This window comes from Desulfobacterales bacterium, from assembly GCA_030066985.1.
In the GTDB taxonomy this organism is placed as follows: Bacteria; Desulfobacterota; Desulfobacteria; order Desulfobacterales; family JAHEIW01; genus JAHEIW01.
The window spans coordinates 26,925-48,341 of record JASJAN010000013.1; the positions used below are offsets into that span (position 1 = coordinate 26,925).

18 protein-coding genes are annotated in these 21,417 nt (G+C 47.6%); 16 read left to right on the plus strand and 2 right to left on the minus strand.

The annotated features are described in order from the left end of the window. The first annotated feature begins 217 nt into the window (after positions 1-217). The 7 genes from QNJ26_08070 to QNJ26_08100 all read left to right on the plus strand — a co-directional run bounded on the left by QNJ26_08070 (position 218) and on the right by QNJ26_08100 (position 5,954). Positions 218-913, plus strand: coding sequence for an FAD-binding oxidoreductase (locus tag QNJ26_08070; protein ID MDJ0985486.1), 696 nt, complete (start codon positions 218-220; stop codon positions 911-913). 231 nt (positions 914-1,144) lie between these two features. Then, the gene (gene cobO, locus QNJ26_08075) at positions 1,145-1,672 is read left to right on the plus strand and encodes a cob(I)yrinic acid a,c-diamide adenosyltransferase (protein MDJ0985487.1); all 528 of its coding nucleotides are present in this window, start codon (positions 1,145-1,147) and stop codon (positions 1,670-1,672) included. A 35-nt stretch (positions 1,673-1,707) separates the two neighbouring features. Then, positions 1,708-2,475 (plus strand): DUF1638 domain-containing protein, encoded by a 768-nt coding sequence (locus tag QNJ26_08080; GenBank protein ID MDJ0985488.1) that lies wholly within the window; start codon positions 1,708-1,710, stop codon positions 2,473-2,475. Between the two features lie 207 nt (positions 2,476-2,682). Next, the gene (locus tag QNJ26_08085; GenBank protein MDJ0985489.1) at positions 2,683-3,639 is read left to right on the plus strand and encodes a TIGR03905 family TSCPD domain-containing protein; all 957 of its coding nucleotides are present in this window, start codon (positions 2,683-2,685) and stop codon (positions 3,637-3,639) included. 67 nt (positions 3,640-3,706) lie between these two features. Beyond that, positions 3,707-3,937: a hypothetical protein gene (locus QNJ26_08090; GenBank protein ID MDJ0985490.1), complete on the plus strand. Its 231-nt coding sequence runs from the start codon at positions 3,707-3,709 to the stop codon at positions 3,935-3,937. Further along, a complete protein-coding gene (locus QNJ26_08095) occupies positions 3,930-4,919 on the plus strand; it encodes an AAA family ATPase (GenBank protein ID MDJ0985491.1) in 990 nt (329 codons plus the stop codon). The genes QNJ26_08090 and QNJ26_08095 overlap by 8 nt, the downstream gene beginning before the upstream one ends. 456 nt (positions 4,920-5,375) lie before the next feature. Next, entirely contained in the window at positions 5,376-5,954 is a 579-nt protein-coding gene (locus QNJ26_08100; protein ID MDJ0985492.1) for a hypothetical protein, read from the plus strand. A gap of 155 nt (positions 5,955-6,109) precedes the next feature. Here the strand turns inward: QNJ26_08100 and QNJ26_08105 are convergent, their stop codons facing one another. Beyond that, on the minus strand, positions 6,110-7,120 hold the full coding sequence (locus QNJ26_08105) for a GTP-binding protein (GenBank protein ID MDJ0985493.1): 1,011 nt from the start codon (positions 7,118-7,120) through the stop codon (positions 6,110-6,112). Positions 7,121-7,279: 159 nt separating this feature from the next. Further along, on the minus strand, positions 7,280-9,238 hold the full coding sequence (locus QNJ26_08110; protein ID MDJ0985494.1) for an FAD-dependent oxidoreductase: 1,959 nt from the start codon (positions 9,236-9,238) through the stop codon (positions 7,280-7,282). Positions 9,239-9,562: 324 nt separating this feature from the next. Here QNJ26_08110 and QNJ26_08115 point away from each other — a divergent pair, with 324 nt between their 5' ends. The 9 genes from QNJ26_08115 to QNJ26_08155 all read left to right on the plus strand — a co-directional run bounded on the left by QNJ26_08115 (position 9,563) and on the right by QNJ26_08155 (position 21,417). After that, complete coding sequence (locus QNJ26_08115; protein MDJ0985495.1) at positions 9,563-10,546, plus strand: hypothetical protein; 984 nt, start codon at positions 9,563-9,565, stop codon at positions 10,544-10,546. Positions 10,547-10,961: 415 nt separating this feature from the next. Then, positions 10,962-11,486, plus strand: coding sequence for a 4-vinyl reductase (locus QNJ26_08120; GenBank protein ID MDJ0985496.1), 525 nt, complete (start codon positions 10,962-10,964; stop codon positions 11,484-11,486). After that, on the plus strand, positions 11,487-12,089 hold the full coding sequence (locus tag QNJ26_08125; GenBank protein MDJ0985497.1) for a 4-vinyl reductase: 603 nt from the start codon (positions 11,487-11,489) through the stop codon (positions 12,087-12,089). Continuing rightward, entirely contained in the window at positions 12,058-14,316 is a 2,259-nt protein-coding gene (locus QNJ26_08130; protein ID MDJ0985498.1) for a PAS domain S-box protein, read from the plus strand. The genes QNJ26_08125 and QNJ26_08130 overlap by 32 nt, the downstream gene beginning before the upstream one ends. Continuing rightward, complete coding sequence (locus tag QNJ26_08135; GenBank protein MDJ0985499.1) at positions 14,309-14,971, plus strand: response regulator transcription factor; 663 nt, start codon at positions 14,309-14,311, stop codon at positions 14,969-14,971. Before QNJ26_08130 ends, QNJ26_08135 begins: the two co-directional genes overlap by 8 nt. 80 nt (positions 14,972-15,051) lie before the next feature. Further along, on the plus strand, positions 15,052-16,938 hold the full coding sequence (locus QNJ26_08140) for a hypothetical protein (protein ID MDJ0985500.1): 1,887 nt from the start codon (positions 15,052-15,054) through the stop codon (positions 16,936-16,938). A 461-nt stretch (positions 16,939-17,399) separates the two neighbouring features. Beyond that, positions 17,400-18,476, plus strand: coding sequence for a uroporphyrinogen decarboxylase family protein (locus tag QNJ26_08145; protein ID MDJ0985501.1), 1,077 nt, complete (start codon positions 17,400-17,402; stop codon positions 18,474-18,476). Between the two features lie 30 nt (positions 18,477-18,506). Then, positions 18,507-19,178 (plus strand): corrinoid protein, encoded by a 672-nt coding sequence (locus QNJ26_08150; protein MDJ0985502.1) that lies wholly within the window; start codon positions 18,507-18,509, stop codon positions 19,176-19,178. A 172-nt stretch (positions 19,179-19,350) separates the two neighbouring features. Next, positions 19,351-21,417, plus strand: a complete 2,067-nt coding sequence (locus QNJ26_08155) for an ASKHA domain-containing protein (GenBank protein ID MDJ0985503.1) — start codon at positions 19,351-19,353, stop codon at positions 21,415-21,417.

Below are 21,417 nucleotides of genomic sequence, written 5' to 3' on the forward strand. Positions count from 1 at the left end.
GTAAACTCGTCTGGTGCTAGCTTCTAAAACCAAAATAACATCGTCCATGGCTATCAGCAAGCGCATCCTTACCATTCCTGATCTTATTATGCAAAGCAAACGGTTCAGTATCCATACCATAACACTTGACACTTAAACGAGGGATGCATATAAAATGCAAGAAGCGATCTGTTCAATCGCATTTGTTTCAATTTCCGCCATTTAGGAGATATGCGCCATGGGTAAAGAAATCGAAACAGCATCGCCACAAAATGCCAATCCGGTTCTGTCCACCGAATTGTTAAACCGTCGTTGGTTATCAAAGAATGTTTTTGAAATCGAACTGAGCCGACCGGAATCATTTGAGTTTGAAGCCGGTCACACCATCTGTTTTATCCACCAATCAATCGAAAGATATTATTCTTTGCTTTCCACACCGCAAGACCCCCATTTGGCCCTTTGCGTCTTTCATGTGCCGCAAGGCCAATTTTCTCCGATTCTTGCCAATGCCGAGATAGGCGCCCGATTTGAATTTACCGGTCCGCACGGATATTTCACCTTTAAACCCTCTCCGCGCAAGCCCATCTTTGTTGCCACCGGCACCGGGATTGCCCCGTTTGTGTCTCTCGCGCGGTCCGGCATTAAGAACTTTACCCTGTTTCATGAAGCCAGAATCGCTGATGAACTTTACTATCAATCTTTTTTTGAAGAAATTCAATCAACCTATTTTCCGTGTTTGCCATCGCCTGAAAACGCGAGACCGAAACCCGAGGGAATGTTTCAGGGTCATGTAGCCGACTGCATCAAAGCGAATCTGCCACACAAAACATATGATTTTTATCTGTGCGGAGAACGTGAAATGATCCGTGAAGTCACTTTGCTGGTCGATGAACTATATACGGGCTCTTATGTTTTTACTGAGGTATTCTTTTAATTCAGGGGTTAACGGAATCCTGCATACCGGCTAAAATCCTACCATCTTCCCTTTTATTAAATATAAATAATCGCTTTCCGATCCGGGACGGCCGTGATATACCGGTGGCGGTAAAAGCACTGTGGCGAATTGATTTCCCATCACAAATCTGCAGTGGTCATCCTCAAAATCGGTCGATCGTCAAGCTGACATCATCGGTACGGATCGGAGCGGTAAATAGAGGGCATCTACATGCAACGTAAAGGATTAATTTTAATTCATACGGGCAACGGAAAAGGAAAAACCACCGCGGCATTTGGAGCCGCCTTTCGCGCGGCAGGACATGGGATGAATGTGTTGATTTTGCAGTTTATGAAAGGGCGAAAAGACCTGGGTGAATTAAAGGCTTTAAGGTCTATCAATTTGCCGATTGAATTAAAGCAGTTTGGCCGAGGTGTGTTTTTTAAGAGCCGGGCCTGCGAACTCATTGACATCTATCTGGCTTATCAAGGCCTGTGGGCATTCCGCGAAGCTATCGAAAGTCGTGTATTTGATTTGATCATACTGGATGAAATTATTACTGCCATTAATTTTCATATTCTCAACCTAACTGCGGTCAAAAAAGCCATCACACTGAAGTATCCGGAACTTCATTTAATTCTTACTGGTGGTAATGCCCCGCAGGCGCTATTGGAGATGGCCGACCTGGTGACCGAAATGCACCCCATCAAGCATCATTATGATCGGGGCATCCAGGCCCAAAAAGGGATCGAATATTAATTTAAACAGATACTATTATCAGGGGATACCCGGGTATGGGCATTTTAGGGATTCTGACCTGTGAAATTCTGGAGCTGGAATTTGCCGATCTGCTTGGCAAAGACAGCGACGTGGGCCGGATTAGTATTTTGGATGATCTGCGCTCCCAGCATTTGATCGCGTCCTTGGAATCCCAAATCGGCGACCGCTTAGAACGGATCAGCAGTCTGGACCAGTTTAAAGCTGCCGGCAACCATCAGCTTGAAGTCCTGGTCGGCGTGCTGGAACTGGCTTTGCACAATCGCAAAGACACCCTCCAGCAGGGCTTAATTGAAGCAGCGCTTGCATTTGGTGCCCACGTGGACGCCCTGATGCTGGGATACGGCCTGTGCGGCAATGCTTTGGAAAAACCTGATGAGCTGCTGTCGGATGCCGGTGTTCCGATCTTTATTCCCATGGATGAAGATCATCCGGTTGACGATTGTATTGGTCTGCTGATTGGCGGGCGTGAACGCTATTATGAGGAACAATGCCAGGTAGCGGGGACATTTTTTATGATACCAGGCTGGACTACCCATTGGAAGCGCATGTTTGAACAGGAGTTTGGCAATCTGAGCCCTGAAATGGCCAAAAGGATATTCAAACACTATGAACGATCGCTTTTGATTTCGACACCCATTATGTCCCTCGAAGAGATGAAACAAAATTCAGAGGCCTTTAATGATTTGTTCGATTTGCGTACCGAAGTGTGCAAGGGCACGCTCAGCATCCTCCACAAGACCTGGGATTCGGCTAAGACCTGCCTGCTTTCTAAAATCGATTGACTCAGATTCGCTTCGTTATGTATCAATTTATGAGATCCCTCTGTGTATCCCCCCATGCTTTGTCTCTTGCTAAAACTATCTTTTTTCTGTAAAAAAATCAACTATTAGACGATTTCCATCTTACTGGGTGTCGTGTAAAAAAATCAAACCGATCATTTAGCACCCATTCCAATTGGGGCGAAACCCCCAGCTTGTATGGTGTCCGATATGCCTGAGAAAACCAGAACAAAACGTTTTATCTATCCAACTCAGGGTGTTTGCCCACCTGAGATTCATTTTAAGCTTAACAACGACCATCTTGAGGAAATTCGTTTTGTGGGGGGTGGCTGCCCGGGCAACGCTCAGCTGGTGGCACGTCTTTTAGAAGGAAAACCATTGGCAGAAGCCTTGGAATACTTGATCGGAATTGACTGTCGCAATGGAACATCCTGCCCCGATCAACTAGCCACTGCCCTAACTGCCGCTAAAAACGGCAACCTGAACCCCGCCGAATCTTTTCGAGTACATATAGATCCTGCCGACAGGGATCGGATCGGCCTGATCAGTGCTACAGATGGCAATCCCGTTATTTTACAGAAATTTATTGATCACACCCAAGCCAACAGAATAGAGACACTTTATTGCGTTGGTAACTTGACCGGGAATTCTGATCAAAACAAAGCATTAATTCAGAAAATACGTCGACACAAAATGATAGCGATCCAGGGGGAAAACGACTGGCGCTATGCCCAGGTTCAAGAACAAAAGAACATGCCGCCACTCGAACAAAAGCAAAGGGATTGGCTGCTGCGGTTGCCTCAGGTGCTGCGCTTTCAAATGAAGCAAAAAAAAGGGATTGTCTTTTTCGGCGATTACATTCAAGGACTACCCGATTATTCTGACTTTGAACCCTTTGCCCTGGAAATGAACATGGTGTGTGGATTGACCGATTTCATGCAGGATGAAACCGTTTTTCCGGCACTGGAGGCGATGGTACCCCAATTTCAAGCCGATATTATTATTTTTAGCCAGCTCAAACGCTGGGGACATTGGCATATTGCCGGCAAAGACTTCATCAGTCTCGGGCCGGCTATGGACGCAAAGGGCCTATCCTGGGGTTTGCTGGAAGTTTCTGATGAATTGATCGAATTTAAGATCATGCAGGCTGAAATCCAAGGAGGATGATTTGACACAACCCGTGCTGGTGGATGTGCTATTGACCGATTTTCGCCAATGAGCGGCCTGCGTCTATATGGCGGAATCGGTAAAGGTTTTACCACAAGACATCCAAGACATCATCGAAGTGCATGAATGGGATTTGCGCACCCGTGAAGGGGTGCAGCGCTTTCGGGAACTGAAGGCCAAGTCCCTGCCCAGCGTTGCTTTGGATGGCGAACTGGTTTATGAATCCCTTATCCCCATGCAGGAAGAGCTCATCGATGAAATTCGCAGACGGTATAAGGACAAGAATCAAAATGAATAATATCTATTTAGAAGATGTGAACATTGAAGGCTTTAAATCCTTTTCCGAAGAAACCAACATGAGCTTTCAGCCCGGCATCGGTGTTATTATCGGAAATAACGGTGTCGGAAAATCTAATATTCTGGATGCGATTGTTTGGGCACTGGGCGAAAATGATCTGGACCGCATCCGCTGTTATGAACAGCAAGAGTTGTTTTTTGCCGGTAGCAAGGACTATCCGCCGGCACCCAAAATTCGAGTGGAGCTGTTTCTTAAAGAGGGAGACAATAAGGACGCCTCCGGCATCCGACTGGCCCGCGAAAGAACCCAAAATGGGGAAGATCGTTACTGGATTAATAAAACCCGCTATGAACGCGATGCCTATCGGCAAAAATTAGATGCCTATCATCTGAAGCACTGTCTATCGACCATCATCCGGCAGGAACAAATTAATGACATCCTGCAGCTGGACCCCTGGCAGCGGTTTGACAACATTCGGCAAATGCTGAATCTGCCATCCGAAGCCGAAATTCTTGGCTGCCTGCAAGATGTTATTGGTCCTTTATTTCAGCGCTATATGGCTTATCTGATTCCGCTTGGAGACGTTGGGCTGGAAGTGATTTCAAAAGATGGGCAAAAGGGATTGGAGATCGAAGTCAACCTCCCTGGCAATCGCCTGCGCCGGGCACATCAATTATCCGGCGGTGAAAAATCAATTACCAGTCTGGCACTGAAGCTGGCGATATTTCATCAACTTGAAAGCCCCTTTTTTCTGCTGGATGAAGTAGAGCCCTCTTTGGACTATACCAACCACAAGTCGATGCAGGCTTTTCTCAAAGACGTGGCCGACAGCAAACAGCTGATTATGATTACGCACCTGCGTAGCACAATCGCCCTGGCGAATACAGTGCACGGCGTCAGAACCCGCTGGGATGGATCCTCGTTCATGAAGTTTTATTTTGTGATGGACGAGAGGCTGCTTAGGCTATATAAATGCTGTTGAAGCTATCTCAAAAATGCATCTAGCACCCAATGGTCCGCCAATATTCGTGGCGGATTAAAAACCGATTCAAAATACTCGAATACTAACGTGTATGCTCCGTTTTTGAATCGATTTTTGTCGCGCCCTTGGGCGTAATCTACTATTTTTGAGATAGCTTCTATCAGTTCAAAAATAACCGAGGCGAAATAAGTGGGGTTAAAAACTAAAAATTAATATTCATTTGAAATAAAACTATCTTCAGATGATTGATAGCATCTGATCTGTATTGATAATCAAAAATAGTTGAAAATGATTACGATCGAAGAAATAAACGCTGCTATAAATGAAGTGAAACCCCTGTTTGCAGATCTGCAGAATTTATACGACAGTTTACCTGAGACCCAATGTCGCTGCGATCAACCTGGTGTCTGCTGTACTTTTCTACCCCAAATAACAGGCTTGGAGGCGATACAGTGGGTGGCGGTTATCAATGATCTGCCTGAAGCAGCCAGACGTGATATTCTGCGAAAATTCGTTGAATTCTATTTGACAACACCCCTGCGCCACACCGGATGTTCATTTTTGAGCGATGGCCATTGCGGCATCTATCCTTACCGCGGTTTTGCATGCCGTGCCTATGGTCTCTGGAGTCAAAAAATAGGTGTTAAGCGTACTATGGAAAATCGTCGCTCACGTGAAGCATTGCTGCAGCAATGGCAGCGATTTGGGGTGAAGGTCCCACCCCAGCGGGTGGTCTCTGAAATCAACTATTGTGATCAGGTCCGTTGCATAACTGAAAAAAAGATGTCCGATAGTCAGCTCATGGATATTTTACAGCAAATTTATCAACTGGATCAGGCCCTACCAGACCTGCAAACTAAATTTGAGGCTGAATATCATTCCGATTTTAGTTTTTTGATCGCATCTTTGGCGCTGGGCTACCGCAAAGCGGTACTCGGGAAATTTGCGGTCATCAAGGAAATTGTTCAGCAGGGAACCGAGGAAAGGCTTGAGCAAATGCTGGGCAAGGCTGCGGCAGGGGTGCTTTTTAAATAGGTTTCAGGTTTCAGTGTTCAGGTGTCAGGCCTTCGGTGGCCAATGTCGTACCCTTGCTATCAGTAGCCACAACGGCCGAATGTTTTCGTTGTATTCAAATTTTAGACTTATGCTCCCTGACACCCGACACCTGACACCTGAAACCATCGTCATTACTAGGAAGCTTCAACCAAACAGCGTTTTAGGTTTTTGAGGGTTTTTTGTTTATCGATTTTCCATCCGATAAAGGCCAGCCGGGTTTCGACTTCACCTTCCCATGGGGACCATTCGCTCTTACCGCCGACAAAATTGAGCATTTCCAAGCGATCGGCAAAACGCACCGTGCCTTTAATCCGGAATAACTCCCAAGGTAATTGGCGGATAAAATTTTTAAAGCGGATCTCGTCGAAGATTCTTGAATCCCGGAAAGAAAAGGTTACAAAGTCAACCGACTTGGCCTCATGGCTGTCGTGCGCTTCGCTGGGCGCATGAGGATCATATAGATGGGACTCGGCGTTTAACGAAGCCGGCTGGAAAAAATCAATCGGCTTTAATGCGGGCATTTTCGGTTGCGCTTGAGTCCAAAGGGTTTCGGGATCGATTCCACAGTGTATCGTGGGCACCACCTGGGAGTCGGGTATGGCCTTATGGATTTCTTCCAGAAACTGCGGAATTTTTTCGGCTGCCATTAAATCGATTTTATTTAAAAGGATTAAATGGGCCATTTCAAGCTGGTTGTAAAAAAGTTGGCCGAATACGTCGCGCGCGGCCCAAATATCGGCTTCCAACACCGTAATAATTTTTTTCAACTCCATATATCGACCGATCTGGGGGTCCTGCAAAACCGCTGTGATCGATTTGGGGTCCGCTACGCCTGAGGCTTCTACTATAATGCGGCGGGGTTTGAATTGGGTCCATATGCGCGTCAGCGACTGATGGAGATCGGCGCTAAGCGTGCAGCAGATGCATCCGCTGGTCAGTTCGATCACGTCAGAACCGGAATCTTTAAGCAAGGCGCCATCGATCCCGACGTCGCCAAACTCATTGACCATGACAACGGTATCGGATAGGTCAGCTTCCCAGGAAAGGATTCTTTTGAGTAAGGTGGTTTTGCCGGCACCTAAAAAGCCCGATAAAAGTAGAATATCGGCTTTATCGTCTGACCGAGGGCTAAGCGGTGTGCTCATTGACATTTTCCGCTATATCAATCCTTCATAAGTTCCGCCGGTGGCGGTTTAGGTGTCATCTGAACACTGTCCTCTGATAACAAGAGCCTGACACCTTTAGTGTTGAAATAAATTGATAAAATCAATCTGGGCTTTGTGAATTAATTATAGGACACAACATTAGACAGCGATGGTTGCAACCTGGTAGCACCGCAAACATCGCTCGGCTTCGGCCACGGCTTCTTGGGCCGAGAGGCCTTGCTCGATTTCATCAAAGGTTGATTTTCGCTCGTCCGGTGGGAGCATATTTGGCTTGAATCCCGGTTTGCTCTCAACCTTAAGAATTTCTTCATCCGGGTCATAGACTTTTACAGTTTCGAAAAGCTTATCAAAATAGTGATTGTTATCGTAATCGAGAGGCTGCCCATTAATAAATCGATCGATGCTGTATGCTGCCCGGCGGCCACCAGCACAGGCGGTAATCAAAGCATCCGGTCCGGTTTCACAGTCACCGGCAACGAAAATTTTTGGACGGCTGCTCTGCTTGGTGTACTCGTCAACGACAATGGTATTCCATTTTGTTGTTTCAACATCGTCCATTCCGGCAAGCATTGAAAGATCGACCTGCTGCCCGATAGCCGAAATGATGGTATCGCAATCGAAAACAAACTCCGAACCTTCAACCGGAACCGGTCGTGGTCTGCCGCTGTCATCCGGTTCTCCCAGTTCCATTTTGATGCATTCGAGGCCGACCACTTTACCCGCTTCAGCCAGAATCCGCACCGGCGCAGTCAGGAAGTGAAATTGCACCTGTTCTTGTTCGGCATCGTGAATCTCGACTTCATCGGCCGGCATCTCGTTGCGGGTCCGTCGGTACACCAGATGAATATCTTCATTGTCGGTTCGCAGGCAACAGCGAACACAATCAATGGCAACATTGCCGCCGCCGATCACTACGGCTTTTTTGCCTTGTGGATACGGATCGCGGCCGGCATTCACTTCTCGCAGGTAACTAAGCCCTGGGATAAATCCCTGATATTCATCGCTTTCTCCCTCGATACCCATTTGAGTGCTGTGCTGCGCGCCCATACCGATAAATACCGCATCAAACTGATTATCAAGCTCTGAAAGTGTCAGATCATTTCCGATGGTTTGACCGTAGTTGATGACGACCCCCATTTTTTGAATTTGCAGCACCTCAACCTGCAGGATATTGCGGGGCAGACGGTAGTCGGGGATCCCCACAGCTGACATGCCGCCGGGCTCATCGAGGCGCTCGTAAATCGTCACCTGATGTCCTTTGCGGGCCAGGTGAAAGGCACAGGTAATTCCAGCGGGCCCGGCGCCCACAATGGCCACTTTCCCGGTTTTTTCGGAGGGTGTGATTTCGTATTCGGGTTCCTTTTGTTCGGAAAGTTCATGATCCGCCACAAAGCGTTTGAGCGCTTTTATCGAAATGGGTTCATCCAGATTCCCGCGGCGGCAATGCTTTTCACAGGGTCTGAAACAGACACGCCCCACGATGCCCGCTATGGGCAGACGTTCGCGAATGACCGTGAGGGATTCTGCAAATTTGGCATCTTTGATCAACTCGACGTATTTGGGAATATCGAGATGAATCGGGCAGGCGTCCAGACAGGGGGCCGTCAGTTTTGAATAATAGTCTCCCTTTGCCATCTGTTTTTCGCCGCTGATGACCTGCGAAAAATCATCGGCAAAATATTTGAGGGCATCAAACAATGGCGCCGGTCCGGATTTGCCGATGCTGCATTTTGCATTGCTGACGATTGCTTCAGCAGCCGACTGCAAAAACTCAAGATCTTCTTCGGTGGCTTCCCCGTTGGCCATATCCTCAAAGACCTCGAGCATCTCCTCCCAGCCCGTTTTGCAGTAGTTGCATTTGTCACAGGTTTTTGAATGCGCCAGAACGGCCTCAAAATACTCCCGGCACAGATCAATGATATCCACTTCACGGGAACGCAGGACAATTCCTTTCCAGCCCATCAATGCTTTGATTTTTTCGTCCTGCTTGAAATATTCGGGCAAATCCAGGTCGTTGATTGATTTCTGTTCCTGCGTTTCATCACCGCGGTTTTCAACAATTTCTCCGCCCCATGAACTAAAAATTATATCCGACATGCTATTGCCTCCATAATATTAATAACTCACTCGATTTTCCGGTAAAATTTTTCGCATACCGTATAACCGATGTCAATGCATTCGATTTTTTTGCTTATAAAATCATCTATATTCATTCTAAAAATCATCTTTTAGACGATATAAAAAAGGAAAAGTTTTGATAATAGATAATTGACGTACAATACAAGGTTTTTTGAATTCAGTGGGGAGGATGACCCCCGGGGTATATTCCAGTACGCGTTGCGTTCATATTTCGCTTAACGTAACAGGGCCCTACGGGGTGGTTTTCAGAATTTTTTTTTTAAAGACCAAAGGAGGTGGGCAATGCAACGTTTTAAAAAAGAGCCAGAGATTTATGACGTCGGTGGAGTGAAAGTCGGCGGTCAGCCGGGAGAATACCCCACAGTCTGCTGCTTCTCCATTTTTCAGGAAAGCGATAAGTTGTTTGACAAGGGCAGCCGCAGAAAAGGCTTTAATGAAAAGCGCGGAGAAGAATTGCTGAAAGGGGCCGAAAAACTGTGGAAGGAAACGGGAGTGCCCGTTATGGCTGACATTGTCGCCAGCCCGGGTGAAAAATTTAAAAAATATGTGGATTTTGTTTCCTCGGTAAGCGACATGCCTTTTTGCGTGGACGCCATTATGATGCCGGCCAAACTGGAAGGCGCAGCCTATTGTGCCGAGAAGGGGCTGCTGGATCGGATGTTCTACAACAGCATTACCGTCTGGGAGGAAGACTTAGAAACGGAAGTCAAGGAATTAGCCCAGATAGGCGTCAAGCACGTCCTTCTGGTTGCCTTTGATCAGGATGATCAGACGCCCAATGGCAGGATTAAGGGCGCCCAAAAATTGCTCGATGCCATCGAAAAGGCCGACGCTAAATTTGAAAGCATCATTGTCGACACGACAACCCTCAATGCGCCCGCCAATGCGTTGTGCGGAATTTCGAATCAGTTAATAAAGGAAAAATGGGGTTTTGCGACCGCCAGTGCGCCCAGCAACGGTTCCTATATGGAATTGCAGCGGTTTAAGGATATGTTTGAATTTAAGGGTTGGGCCGGTTTTGATGCTGCTGTGGAAGCCCTTTCGGCATTTTATTACAACGATTTAATTTTTACCGGGCCCATGGCAGGTGCACCACGGGTCGTATCAGCAGTTGCGGCGGCTGATGCATTTTTAGCCACCTCGGTTTTTAATGAAACCAAAGAGCTGCCCAAAGATCCAAACCATCCATTGCTCAAGCTGTTTCCGGAGTTTGCCGAACAGCTCAAGCTGGCCTGGGAAAAACCCAGTGACCTGGAAAAATTGTAGGCGCCGGGGATGTGGAATATGGAATGATGCGTTTGTGACCCTCAGTTGCATACCTTCTTCAGTCGTGTCGGGCGAGGATCGATTAGCAAATTTCTTGAGATCCTCGCCCTTTTCACCCTCACCATAATGTCACCTTCGGGCGCTGCTCAGAGCCCTCTTCACCCGAAGAGCAGATAATTCCCGAAACCAGGACTTGATCTGCAAACAGCGGCACATGTTCCTCTATGGAATGGAGGGACAGCCAATTTTCCGTTTGGATGAAAATCGGCTTGCCGATTAACATTATCAGTGTTAATAAGGATTTGGCGCGAGCCGGCATATTTTGCACTGATTATCGTTCTGCAGGAAGACCTTGCCTGATATCAGCGTGACATAAAATGATGCCATCTTTCATTATCCTTCACTCAGGTGGGAAATGACTATTTTTAACTGGCAAAACGAATTTAACCGGGACGGGCACCGGGTCGTGATCTCGGGGCAACCCGTTGCCTTGCACTGCCATCACTACAATATCAATTTACAGAAAACGCTGGAAGAGACACTGGGCGCCGAAGGTGTCGAGCTTCTGTACCGTTCGGCTGAGGAAACCAATTATAATAGTTTGCAGCATCTTTCTAGCCAATATGAAAAAATCAGAACCCTTAAGTCGAAGCTGGAAATGGCCTCTTTGCTCTATCAGAATTGCGGTTTGGGGATCATCCATTTCAGGAAGGTCAGACCCCATGCGGCTTATATTGCGAGTACCTCCAGCCATCATGTCACCGGGTGGCTCGCCAAACACGGGCGGCGCGAAACGCCGGGCTGCCACTTTACGCGGGGATGGATTGCCGGCGCGCTGGAGGCGATTTACCAGCGCCCCCTTGGTTTTTATAGCGTGGCGGAACGCCACTGCAAAATGAAGCGGGATGCGGAGTGTGTCTTTCATGTTAAGGAGCGTTAAGTGGCCATAGATGTCAGCAAGATTATCCATGCGGTCATGGAAGGCAGCAAAATAAGGGAATCCAAAGGGATCATCCCTCTTTTCGGGGTCTATCTCTCGCTATTTTCGGTGAACTATTACAACCGGCTGAGCTTTGACTTCGAAATCAAAATGGGTAAACAGCGTGAAACTGAAGCAAAGGCACTTTTGATTGCAGCTGCCCAGGAGTGCGGCTATGCGACGTTTCAAGGCATACGAGATTCCTGGGAGTGGCAGCAGGTTGTTGCGCCCATGGTTGAAAATAAAAAAGATCAGATTTTCGGTTTTGTGGCCGTGGCCGTAGCGTTTGGCTGGGGGGACCTGGCAGTCGAGGAGTTGGTTCCGGGTGAAAAACTGATCATTCGCGCCAGCGACTCTTATGAGGCCAGCGGCTACCTGGAGCAATACGGTGCTGCAAAATCGGAAAAATGCTACATGCTGCGCGGAGTCACCGCTGCTTTCATGGACCTGGTTTACGGCGGTGATTATCCGGATGGCTGTTTTGCCTTCGCAGCTCAAGAGCCGAGTTGCCGGGTGAAAGGAGACCCGTATTGTGAGTTTATTGCTCGAAGATCATCTGATTGAGGTCACAGTTAAGGATAAAAAGCTTATAAAAAAGCAGACCTGTTGGAAATACTTATCCTGTTCCAAAGTGTTGTGCCCGGCTCATGGGAAAGAGTCGGTAGAGTGCTGGCTGATTCCCAGAACCCACTGTGCGGAAGATGTTAAAGACGATTTTTTTCAAAAAATATCCTCATGCATTGCCTGCAGCTATTTCAAGAAGCAGGGGGGAATGCACCCCGAGGGCTGGCATTTTTTTCTTTCAGAACAAATCCGTCAATACAATGCCATGGCCCTTGAGCATATCTATCAGAAAGAAGAAAGCTTTGTGGAGATATTCAACCGGATTCCGGACGGACTCTTCACCACCGATGAAGAATGGCGTATTACTTACTTCAACCCGGCGGCCGAAAAAATTACCGGTTTTTCGGCCGATGATGCAGTGGGAATGTACTGTAAAGATGTGTTCAAAAACTCGATCTGCGAGTCTGACTGTGCCCTAAAGGAGGCGATCGTAAAAGGCAGGGATATCCACAATCGGGAATATGAGATCACCAACATCGACGGCCAGCAGATACCCATTATTTGCTCAACCTCGGCGTTTCGAGACACTGCCGGGCGTGTTACCGGAGGTCTTGAAATATTTAAAGATATATCCGAGCTGAAACAACTTCAGGAAGAGGTCGCCAAGCGTGAGAAAAAATATCGTCGCATCTTTGAAGGCAGCCACGATATGATCTATACCACCAACGAGCAGGGCCAGATTCTGGATATTAATCAAGCCGGTGTCGAAATGCTAAACTTTCCATCCAAAAAAGAAATGCTGAAAACGATATCGGCCCAGAATTTTTATCGCAACTCTCTGGATAGAGATCGATTTCTGGCGACCATCAACCGGCGGGGCCAGGTAAAAGATTATGAAGTTGAATTTAAAAAACGGGATGGCGCTGCGATGCATGCCCTGATTTCCAGCCGAAGATACCAAAATCCTGAAACCGGCGATGTCGAGTATGAGGGGATCATCAAGGATATTACCCATCGTAAACGCACTGAAGAAGCGCTTAAGCAGCGCAACCGGGAGCTTTCGATTTTAAACAGCATCGCGGTGGCCTTAAATCACAATATGGCCTTGAACCTGATTTTGCGCGAGGCGCTCAAAAACGTATTGAAGGTCTTAGAACTCAATCGAGGGGCCATTTTTTTGATCAATCGCGAAAAAGAAAAAACCGAGGTCATTGCCAAATATGGTTTTAATGCGGAAGACACTGAAGCCAACCCAGCGGTATTTTTTAAAGATCCGCTATTGAGCAAAGCCCTTCTTGAAGATGATATGATTTTAAAACCAGAACCCATCTTCCCGACCTTTAAAGCCCGTTTTGAGTCCAAAGCACTAAACTTTTCACCCTGGCTGACCTCTTTTCTGATTACCTTCAAAGGCAAAGGGGTGGGGTTTTTGGGACTCGACATCCCCGCATCCCGCAGACTGACCCAATATGAGTTCCATTTGATGGGTTCGCTGGGCAACTTTCTGGGGGGGGCCATCGTGAATGCCCAGATGCGGGAGACGATCCGTCGCGACCGGCATGAGTTAAGACGGTTGACGGCAAAACTATTTCAAAGCCAGGAGGAGGAACGACGTCGTATTGCTCGAGAGTTGCATGATGAATCCGGGCAATCTCTGACCGCCGTGAAACTGTCCCTGGAACGACTGGAAGAAAATGTGCCACCGCAAGAAGAAGGTCTCCGGGAAGCCATCGGCGAAATCATTACGATGGTGCGGCGAACTTCTTCGGAAATCAGGCACCTTTCATACCATCTGCACCCGACCCTGTTAAGTGATCTGGGTCTTGAACCGGCGCTGGATCTGTATTTCAAGGAAATCAAAAATCATACAGGCCACAATATCGATTTTAGCATGGTGGGATTTGATCACCGCCTGGATCCTGACATGGAAACGGTTTTCTACCGTTTCAGCCAGGAAGCCCTGACCAATTCCCTGAAGCATTCCGGTTCGTATAACTTCCGGCTTTCCATTATCAAAAGCTATCCCAAGATCATTTTCCGGGCAGAGGATGACGGTGTTGGTTTTGACACCCAGATCATTGGAACCGATAAACGCAATCTGGGCCTGCTGGGCATGAGGGAGCGGACTTCTCATCTGGGAGGGAAATTCCAGCTGCGCAGTCAACCGGGAGAAGGAACCCGAATCCGGATTGAGATACCTTTTACTGAGTCATTGAGTCATGGCTAATCCAGTTCGCATACTTATCGCTGATGATCATACGATTGTGCGCCAGGGTTTAGCGAGTTTGCTGAACGACCAGCCTGATTTGAAGGTCGTCGGCCAGGCGGACAATGGCAGATCAGCGGTAGACAAAACGCTGGAGCTAAAGCCTGATATCATCATTATGGATATCGCCATGCCCCAGATGAATGGCATTGAGGCCGTAAAGCGTATAAAGAAAAAGATTCCGAAATCGAAGGTTTTGATTCTGTCCATGTATTCCCATGAACATTATATCCATGAACTTTTAGAAACGGGTGTGTCCGGCTATCTTCTCAAAGATTCCAGCGGCCGGGATATTATCACTGCGATTCACGCTGCCATGAACAACGAGACCTTTTTAAGCCCTTCGATCTCCAAAGTGGTTGTGGACACCTATCGATCCCCCCGTAAAGGAACCGCCAGTGCGGAGCGTTATAAACGCCTGTCCAATAGAGAACGGGAGGTTTTCCAGTTGATTGCCGAAGGGCATTCCACCCGGCAAATCGCTGATATGCTGTGTGTCAGCATCAGTACGATCAAATCCCATCGGGCCAAAATCATGGAAAAACTCGAAATCTATTCGCCGGTCAAACTGGTCCATTTTGCCATCCAGCTCGGATTGGTTGACCCGGAATTATAGAGATCGTCCCTTTCAGTCATATGGTTTCACATCCGGCGATGTTTCCTGGTCTATTGCCCTGAAAACCCCAACATAATGATATGAATAAAAATAAAAAAATAGGCATCATCACCCTTACCCGGCAGACGAGTTTAGCCTATTCAGCGCTCAAAGGGATTGTTGAGGACCTGGCATACGAACCCATTTGTGGTGAGGCGATCGGGTCCGACTGTATCTTTTTTCCGTTAGAAGAAATCAATCTGGTGGGGTATGATTTTTTAGCTGATTTTTTTAACAAGGCAAAGCTGTCAGATGCGGATGTTATCTTAATTTCAGCGCCTTATACCGTTAACTGGTTTATGTTACCGAAGGTCGTTCATTGCTTGAGAACCATATCTGAGGCTCCCATCATCCTGGGGGGCAATGAAGCCTCCAACAATTACAAAAACCTGATGGATTTTAGATTCTCCACTTTTGTGAACGAGGTGATCGACGTCGCTCCTGATTTCATCGTCCGAGGAGCCGCTGAAAACGTATTGCCCGACCTTTTGCCCTTGCTGGATAAGCGCACCATGGCCAACAACTGGAATCGAGATTTCCTGAAACAGTTGCTCAAAATCCCCAATATTGTCTTTTGGCTGCCTCGGAGAAAGGCGCTGGTTGCCACTGATTTTTGCGCTGAAGATTTATCTGAAAAAGATATTTTTTCCTTTGTGAAATATGGGGAGAAATCTATTGCGGTGACGCTGCAAAGAGCCTGTGTCTGGGCCAAAAAATCCCGCGGAGGATGTTTATTCTGCGCAATTGCGAGTCAGTTCGGAAATCATTTTCATTGTGCGGTTCAAAGTGATTTTTTTGTAGACGATCTTAGCCGGTTTTTAAGAAAAAATCCCCAGGTTAAATATGTCGATATCTGGGATGATACCTTTAATATCAATCCGGAATGGGCGGTTAAAATTTGTCGTTATTTGCAAACCTTAAGTAGAAAAGCCGGTCGAAAAATCAGATATTCCTGTTTCCTGAGACCCAAGGGCTTAACCGAGCAACTCGTCGCACAAATGGCTGAGGCCAATATTCGGACGGCCTTTATCGGCGCAGATGCAATGACCGATGAACTATCGCGGCGCCTGCGAAGGGGTTGCACCATTTCGGAAATGAACACCTCGATCGCATTGCTGGCAAAGGGAAAAATCCAGCCCCGACTAAGCGTTCAGCTATTTTCGCCTGAGTCAACGATCGATGATGTTGGCATTACATCCACACTGGCGCTGGGGTGCATTAAAAATGGGGAATCAACGGTTCATGTCCACCTCTATACTTATCCCTTGTATGGATCGGACATCCAAAAACTGCTTGCCGCCAGGGATAATCTAAAAAAAATTCCGTCTCCCCTGTTAAAATTAGATAAAAATAGCGGTTTTGAGCCGTATTTAATTGCCTATGACTATATGAACTATGATCCTGATGTTGAAAAAATAAAGCAGAAAATATTTAAACTTTTGAATATTGAAACCTCATTTTATGTTCGAACCTATCCCGGTGATACCGTTGATGCCCAGGCACTCAAGGAAATTCTAAACCAGGTCAGAAGCTGGTGTTTAGATGTTAAAAAGTCTCACGCCATCAAATCACTCTGGTATTTGATTATCCTTTTTGTAGAAAATCAAAATGGGGGTCTCAGCAAAACGGAGTTAATCGATTGCCTGTCGAAAAATGAACCGGATGTGCTAGTGCCACAGCATTTAAGAAAAACTTTTGGCAATTTCGGTTACCGGTACACATTGGCCAGAACGTTTAACGAGGTCATGGCCATCCTCGTAAAAAACAAATGGGTAAAAAAAAATAAAAAGACCAAATATCGTCTGACCCCGGCCGGGATAAACAAATTGGAATCGCTGATTAAAGCAGACCAGACCGCTTCTTTTCCTATTGCCGCATATGGTGTCATAACCGCTAACGATTTGCTGGCGCGTATCGCCGATGGTTAATAATGGGTAATGGGCAGTGATTTTTGAAAAATGTTCCGGCCTCTTTCAATGCAATCCCCCTGAAAAAAAGGATCTGGTGCCTTTCCATTTAGATCGGCTGGCCGATCCCTCCGATCTGCTTTGTTTTGCCATGCCAGATTCCTGAAACCCGCCGCAGTATTTCGGTTTCAATTTTGATGTAAGTTTTAGATTTCAAATGAAAATCATCTCCTATCACCATAAAAATCATCTTTTAGACGATTTTCAAGATATGTTTAAATCGGTTAAGAAGATGAGATAATTTTGGGAGCCTTTGCTAAAAAAGCGAATTTATATCGCTTTCCATAATAATGTTCCTAAATACGGAAGTGCGGCATAAAAGCGTGTACGGTTGTAGAAAAAAACCATTCAATATCGGAACGTTTTTTTGATAACCACTATAAAGCTAAATTTAACATTTAACAAAGAAAGGAGCTTTAATTATGGCTGAGCTGACTCCCATAGAACGAGTACAGCGATTTTTTAATCGTGAACCCGTAGACAAGATGCCATTTTTTTCTGGGATGGGTATGGTCCTGCTGCCTGCCATCAAAAAATTGGGCTACAACTTTCCATCGGTCCACCGGGATGCAGAGCGGATGGCTCGTTCTGCAATTGAATCCGCCCGTATGTTCAATTTGGATTCTGTGGTGGTTCCCTTTGATATGTGCTGGGAATCCGAAGCCCTGGGTAATGAAATCAGTTTATACGAAGATTCGGAGGATATCCTTTATCCGACCATTCCTTATAAAAATTGGACGGAAGTGGATCAAGTCGAAATTTCCCAGGATGACATCGACAATATCATGGATAAATATCCAATGAATTTGATACCCGAGGCCATCGCGATTGTCAAAAAGGAAGCACCGGATCTGGCCCTGGGTGCCTGGCAATTGGGTCCCTTTACCCAGTGCGGCCAGACCATTGAACTGGACAAGGTTCTGAAAGCGGTTTTCAAAGACACAGCCCGCGTAGAGGACATTCTGGACAAGCTTTCGGATATGATCATTAATATCGGAAAAGCACTCCAGGCTGCTGGAGCGGATTTTATCACATTGAGGGAGCCCGGGGTGGCTGCAGACCTTTTGAGTCCCAAGACCTTCAAGGAGATGATCGCACCTCGACTCACACGGATTTTGTCGGCCTGGGAGTCACCGAAAGTGTTGCATATTTGCGGTTCCACCGATCCGCTGGTGGAGATGATGTGGAAGATTGTGACTGACTCGGGCGCTCAGGCGGTCAGTTTCGACGTCAAAAACAATCTTTTAGAAGCACGTCAGAAATTAGGTGATGATGCCCTGATCCTCGGTAATTACGATGTTTTCGGACTACCCTGTGCGGAAGAAACAACCGTCGAGCAGGCTATTGAGGGTATCAGGACCAATATTGACGGCAAAGTCGATGCGGTCTGGCCGGGTTGCGATCTCTGGCCGGATATCAAAGAAGAAAACTTTAGGGCAATGGAAAAGACGGCCCGCGAGTATAATGTCGGACCGACACCAGCTGTTGGGCGGCTTTAAATTTAAAATAGACCGATAAGGAGAATAAAAATGCCGAGCAAAGAAGAATTATTGGAAGCACTGAAAGACGGTGTGATCAATTACAAAGAGGAACAGGTGAAGGAAGCCTCACAGCAGGCTGTTGATGATGGACTCCCGGCGCTAGAGATGATCATGGATGGTTTGGCTGCCGGAATGGAGGTCGTCGGAGATCTTTATGAACGCCACGAATATTTTGTCCCCGAGGTGCTTATGTGCGCCGATGCCTTATATCTGGGTCTGGACATACTGCGACCCCATGTCCCCAAGACAGATGCAGGTTCGGTGGCGCAGGTGGTGATTGGCAGCATTCAGGGAGATGTGCACGACATCGGCAAAAATCTGGTTAAAATGATGTTTGATGTCGCCGGTTGGGAGGTTTACGACCTTGGCCGGGATGTGCCCCTCGAGAATTTTGTGGAGGAGCAGTTGCGGACGGACGCCGAAGTCGTGGCCATGTCAGCCATGATGACGACGACCATGCTGGGTATGAAAAAAGTGATCAAGATGATCAAAGATAAGAACCCGGATGTGGCCATCATGTTAGGCGGGGCGCCGGTGACCCAGGATGTCGCCAACCTATTTGGTGCGGATGGATATGCCGAATCTGCCGGAAATGCGGTGGCGGAAGGCATCAAGATGATCGGTCGCCTGCGGGAATTTGAAAAAAAGAAGGAAGGATAATTCATCGCTTCCGTTTGGAAATCCCGGCGGGCATCCGCCATTATCGGGGCGCTCTGCCGGGGTTCCCATACCCGAGATATGTTCCGCAAGGGGATTGCCCTATATTCAGATCAGATAGCCGTCAGTCGTGCTGACAGCCTGCTAATTTCAAAATGAAGGAGGATTTGAGCGCATGGGAGACAAGGATAACAACGCGATGGTTATTTTTCAACCGTCCGGGCGAAGAGGAGAGGTGCCTAAGGGCATCAATTTGATAGAAGCGTCCCGGTTGCTAGGGGTGGACATCGAGGCCCTGTGCGGTGAAAAGAAAGTTTGTGGCAAGTGTAAAGTCCGCATCGAAGAAGGTCGTTTTGAGAAATACGGAATCGAGTCCCAAATGTCCAACGTGAGCGGCTGGCAGGAAGAGGAAGAAAAATTTATCGTCCCCAAAGAAAAAGAGACCGGTCATCGATTGGCCTGCGTCACTGAAATTCAGGGCGATCTTTTGGTCTTCGTGCCGGAGGAATCTCGCGCTGGCAAACAGGTGGTCAGCAAAGCGGCCCGAGACATTCATATTGAGCATAACCCGGCCGTAAGAATCTACACGGTAACAGTGGAACCACCGACATTTGAAGAACCCACGGCGGATTTTGAACGCGTCTGCCGGGTACTGGAAAAAGAGCATGGGCTTAAGGATCTGGCGGTTGACATATTTGCCCTAAGGCAGTTGCCCGCGGCACTGCGTGACGGCGATTGGAGTGTGACGGTCAGTGTCTGGAACGACAAAGAAGTTGTGCGCTTCAGACCCGGTAAGGCCGAGAAAACTTACGGACTGGCGATCGATGTGGGCACCACCACCGTGGCGGCCTATTTTTGTGATCTGACCACGATGGAGGTCGTCGATACGGTCTCCATGATGAATCCGCAGTGCAAATATGGCGAGGACGTCATGGCGCGCATCACCTACCATATGACCTCCACCGATGGGCTGCAGCGCATGAACGATGACATCATCGAGGGACTGAACTCGTTGGTCGATAAGGCCATCCAGAACACCTATCCGCCCAAGAAGAAAATCAAGAAGAAGAAAGGTGAAGAAGGGCCGGATGAATTTGTGGAAGTGCCCGAGGAGGGCAAGACCTATCTGCGCCTGACCAAAGAAGATATTGAGGATGTGACCATTGGGGGTAACACCGCCATGCATCATATTTTTTTAAATCTCAATCCCGAGCACGTGGGCCTGGCCCCTTTTCCCCCGGTGATCCATCACAGTCTGGATATCAAGGCGCGTGACATGGGCATCAACATCAATCCCGCTTCCTATGTATTTGTGCTTCCCAATGAAGCCGGATTTGTGGGGGCGGACAACGTCGGTGTGATGCTGGCCGAAGAGCCGTACAAAAAAGACGAAATCGCACTGATTATTGATATCGGCACCAATGGCGAGCTGGTGCTGGGGAACAAAGAGAAGTTGATCTCCTCTTCCTGTGCCACCGGTCCGGCCTTGGAGGGGGCCCAGATTGCTTTCGGTATGCGGGCGGCGCCCGGGGCCATGGAACGGATCACCATTGATCCTGATACAAAAGAGGTGGATTATAAAGTCATCGGTCGAGATGCCTGGCGCAAATATTCGGAAGCCAAGGATATGAAGGCCAAAGGCATATGCGGTTCCGGTATTCTCGACCTGCTGTCCGAGCTTTACTGTGCTGGGGTGATTATTAAAAGTGGCGCATTTAATAAAGAAGCCTTAGACGGACATCCCCGTTACCGATTAAATCCGGATACCAACCAGCCGGAATTTGTTCTGGCCTGGGCGGAGGAATCGAGCATCGATAAGGACATCGTGGTTACCCAAAAAGATGTCCGCCAGATTCAGCTGGCCAAAGGCGCCTTATATGCCGGCTGTAAGCTCATGATGCGACGCATGGGTATGGAGAAGGTGGATACGATCAAAATCGCCGGTGCCTTTGGCACCCATGTCGATCGGGAAAAGGCCCTGATTATGGGGCTTTTTCCGGACTGCGAGATCGAAATGATCGAAAGTGTGGGTAATGCTGCCGGTGATGGATGTCGCGCGGCATTGTTAAATAAAGACAAGCGCAAGGAAGCCAACTGGGTAGCGCGTAATGTGGAATATATTGAGCTGACTGTCGAAGGCGACTTCCAGACCGAATTCATGGAGGCTATGCAGATACCGCATATGACGGACGAATTTCCACATCTGGCAGGTGTTGTTCCCGAGGAAATTCTAAAACAATAG

Coding starts and splice junctions, on each gene's coding strand:
- QNJ26_08070 (MDJ0985486.1), top strand. CDS start 218: ATGGGTAAAGAAATCGAAACAGCATCGCCACAAAATGCCAATCCGGTT.
- cobO (MDJ0985487.1), top strand. CDS start 1,145: ATGCAACGTAAAGGATTAATTTTAATTCATACGGGCAACGGAAAAGGA.
- QNJ26_08080 (MDJ0985488.1), top strand. CDS start 1,708: ATGGGCATTTTAGGGATTCTGACCTGTGAAATTCTGGAGCTGGAATTT.
- QNJ26_08085 (MDJ0985489.1), top strand. CDS start 2,683: ATGCCTGAGAAAACCAGAACAAAACGTTTTATCTATCCAACTCAGGGT.
- QNJ26_08090 (MDJ0985490.1), top strand. CDS start 3,707: ATGGCGGAATCGGTAAAGGTTTTACCACAAGACATCCAAGACATCATC.
- QNJ26_08095 (MDJ0985491.1), top strand. CDS start 3,930: ATGAATAATATCTATTTAGAAGATGTGAACATTGAAGGCTTTAAATCC.
- QNJ26_08105 (MDJ0985493.1), bottom strand. CDS start 7,120: ATGAGCACACCGCTTAGCCCTCGGTCAGACGATAAAGCCGATATTCTA.
- QNJ26_08110 (MDJ0985494.1), bottom strand. CDS start 9,238: ATGTCGGATATAATTTTTAGTTCATGGGGCGGAGAAATTGTTGAAAAC.
- QNJ26_08115 (MDJ0985495.1), top strand. CDS start 9,563: ATGCAACGTTTTAAAAAAGAGCCAGAGATTTATGACGTCGGTGGAGTG.
- QNJ26_08120 (MDJ0985496.1), top strand. CDS start 10,962: ATGACTATTTTTAACTGGCAAAACGAATTTAACCGGGACGGGCACCGG.
- QNJ26_08135 (MDJ0985499.1), top strand. CDS start 14,309: ATGGCTAATCCAGTTCGCATACTTATCGCTGATGATCATACGATTGTG.
- QNJ26_08140 (MDJ0985500.1), top strand. CDS start 15,052: ATGAATAAAAATAAAAAAATAGGCATCATCACCCTTACCCGGCAGACG.
- QNJ26_08145 (MDJ0985501.1), top strand. CDS start 17,400: ATGGCTGAGCTGACTCCCATAGAACGAGTACAGCGATTTTTTAATCGT.
- QNJ26_08150 (MDJ0985502.1), top strand. CDS start 18,507: ATGCCGAGCAAAGAAGAATTATTGGAAGCACTGAAAGACGGTGTGATC.
- QNJ26_08155 (MDJ0985503.1), top strand. CDS start 19,351: ATGGGAGACAAGGATAACAACGCGATGGTTATTTTTCAACCGTCCGGG.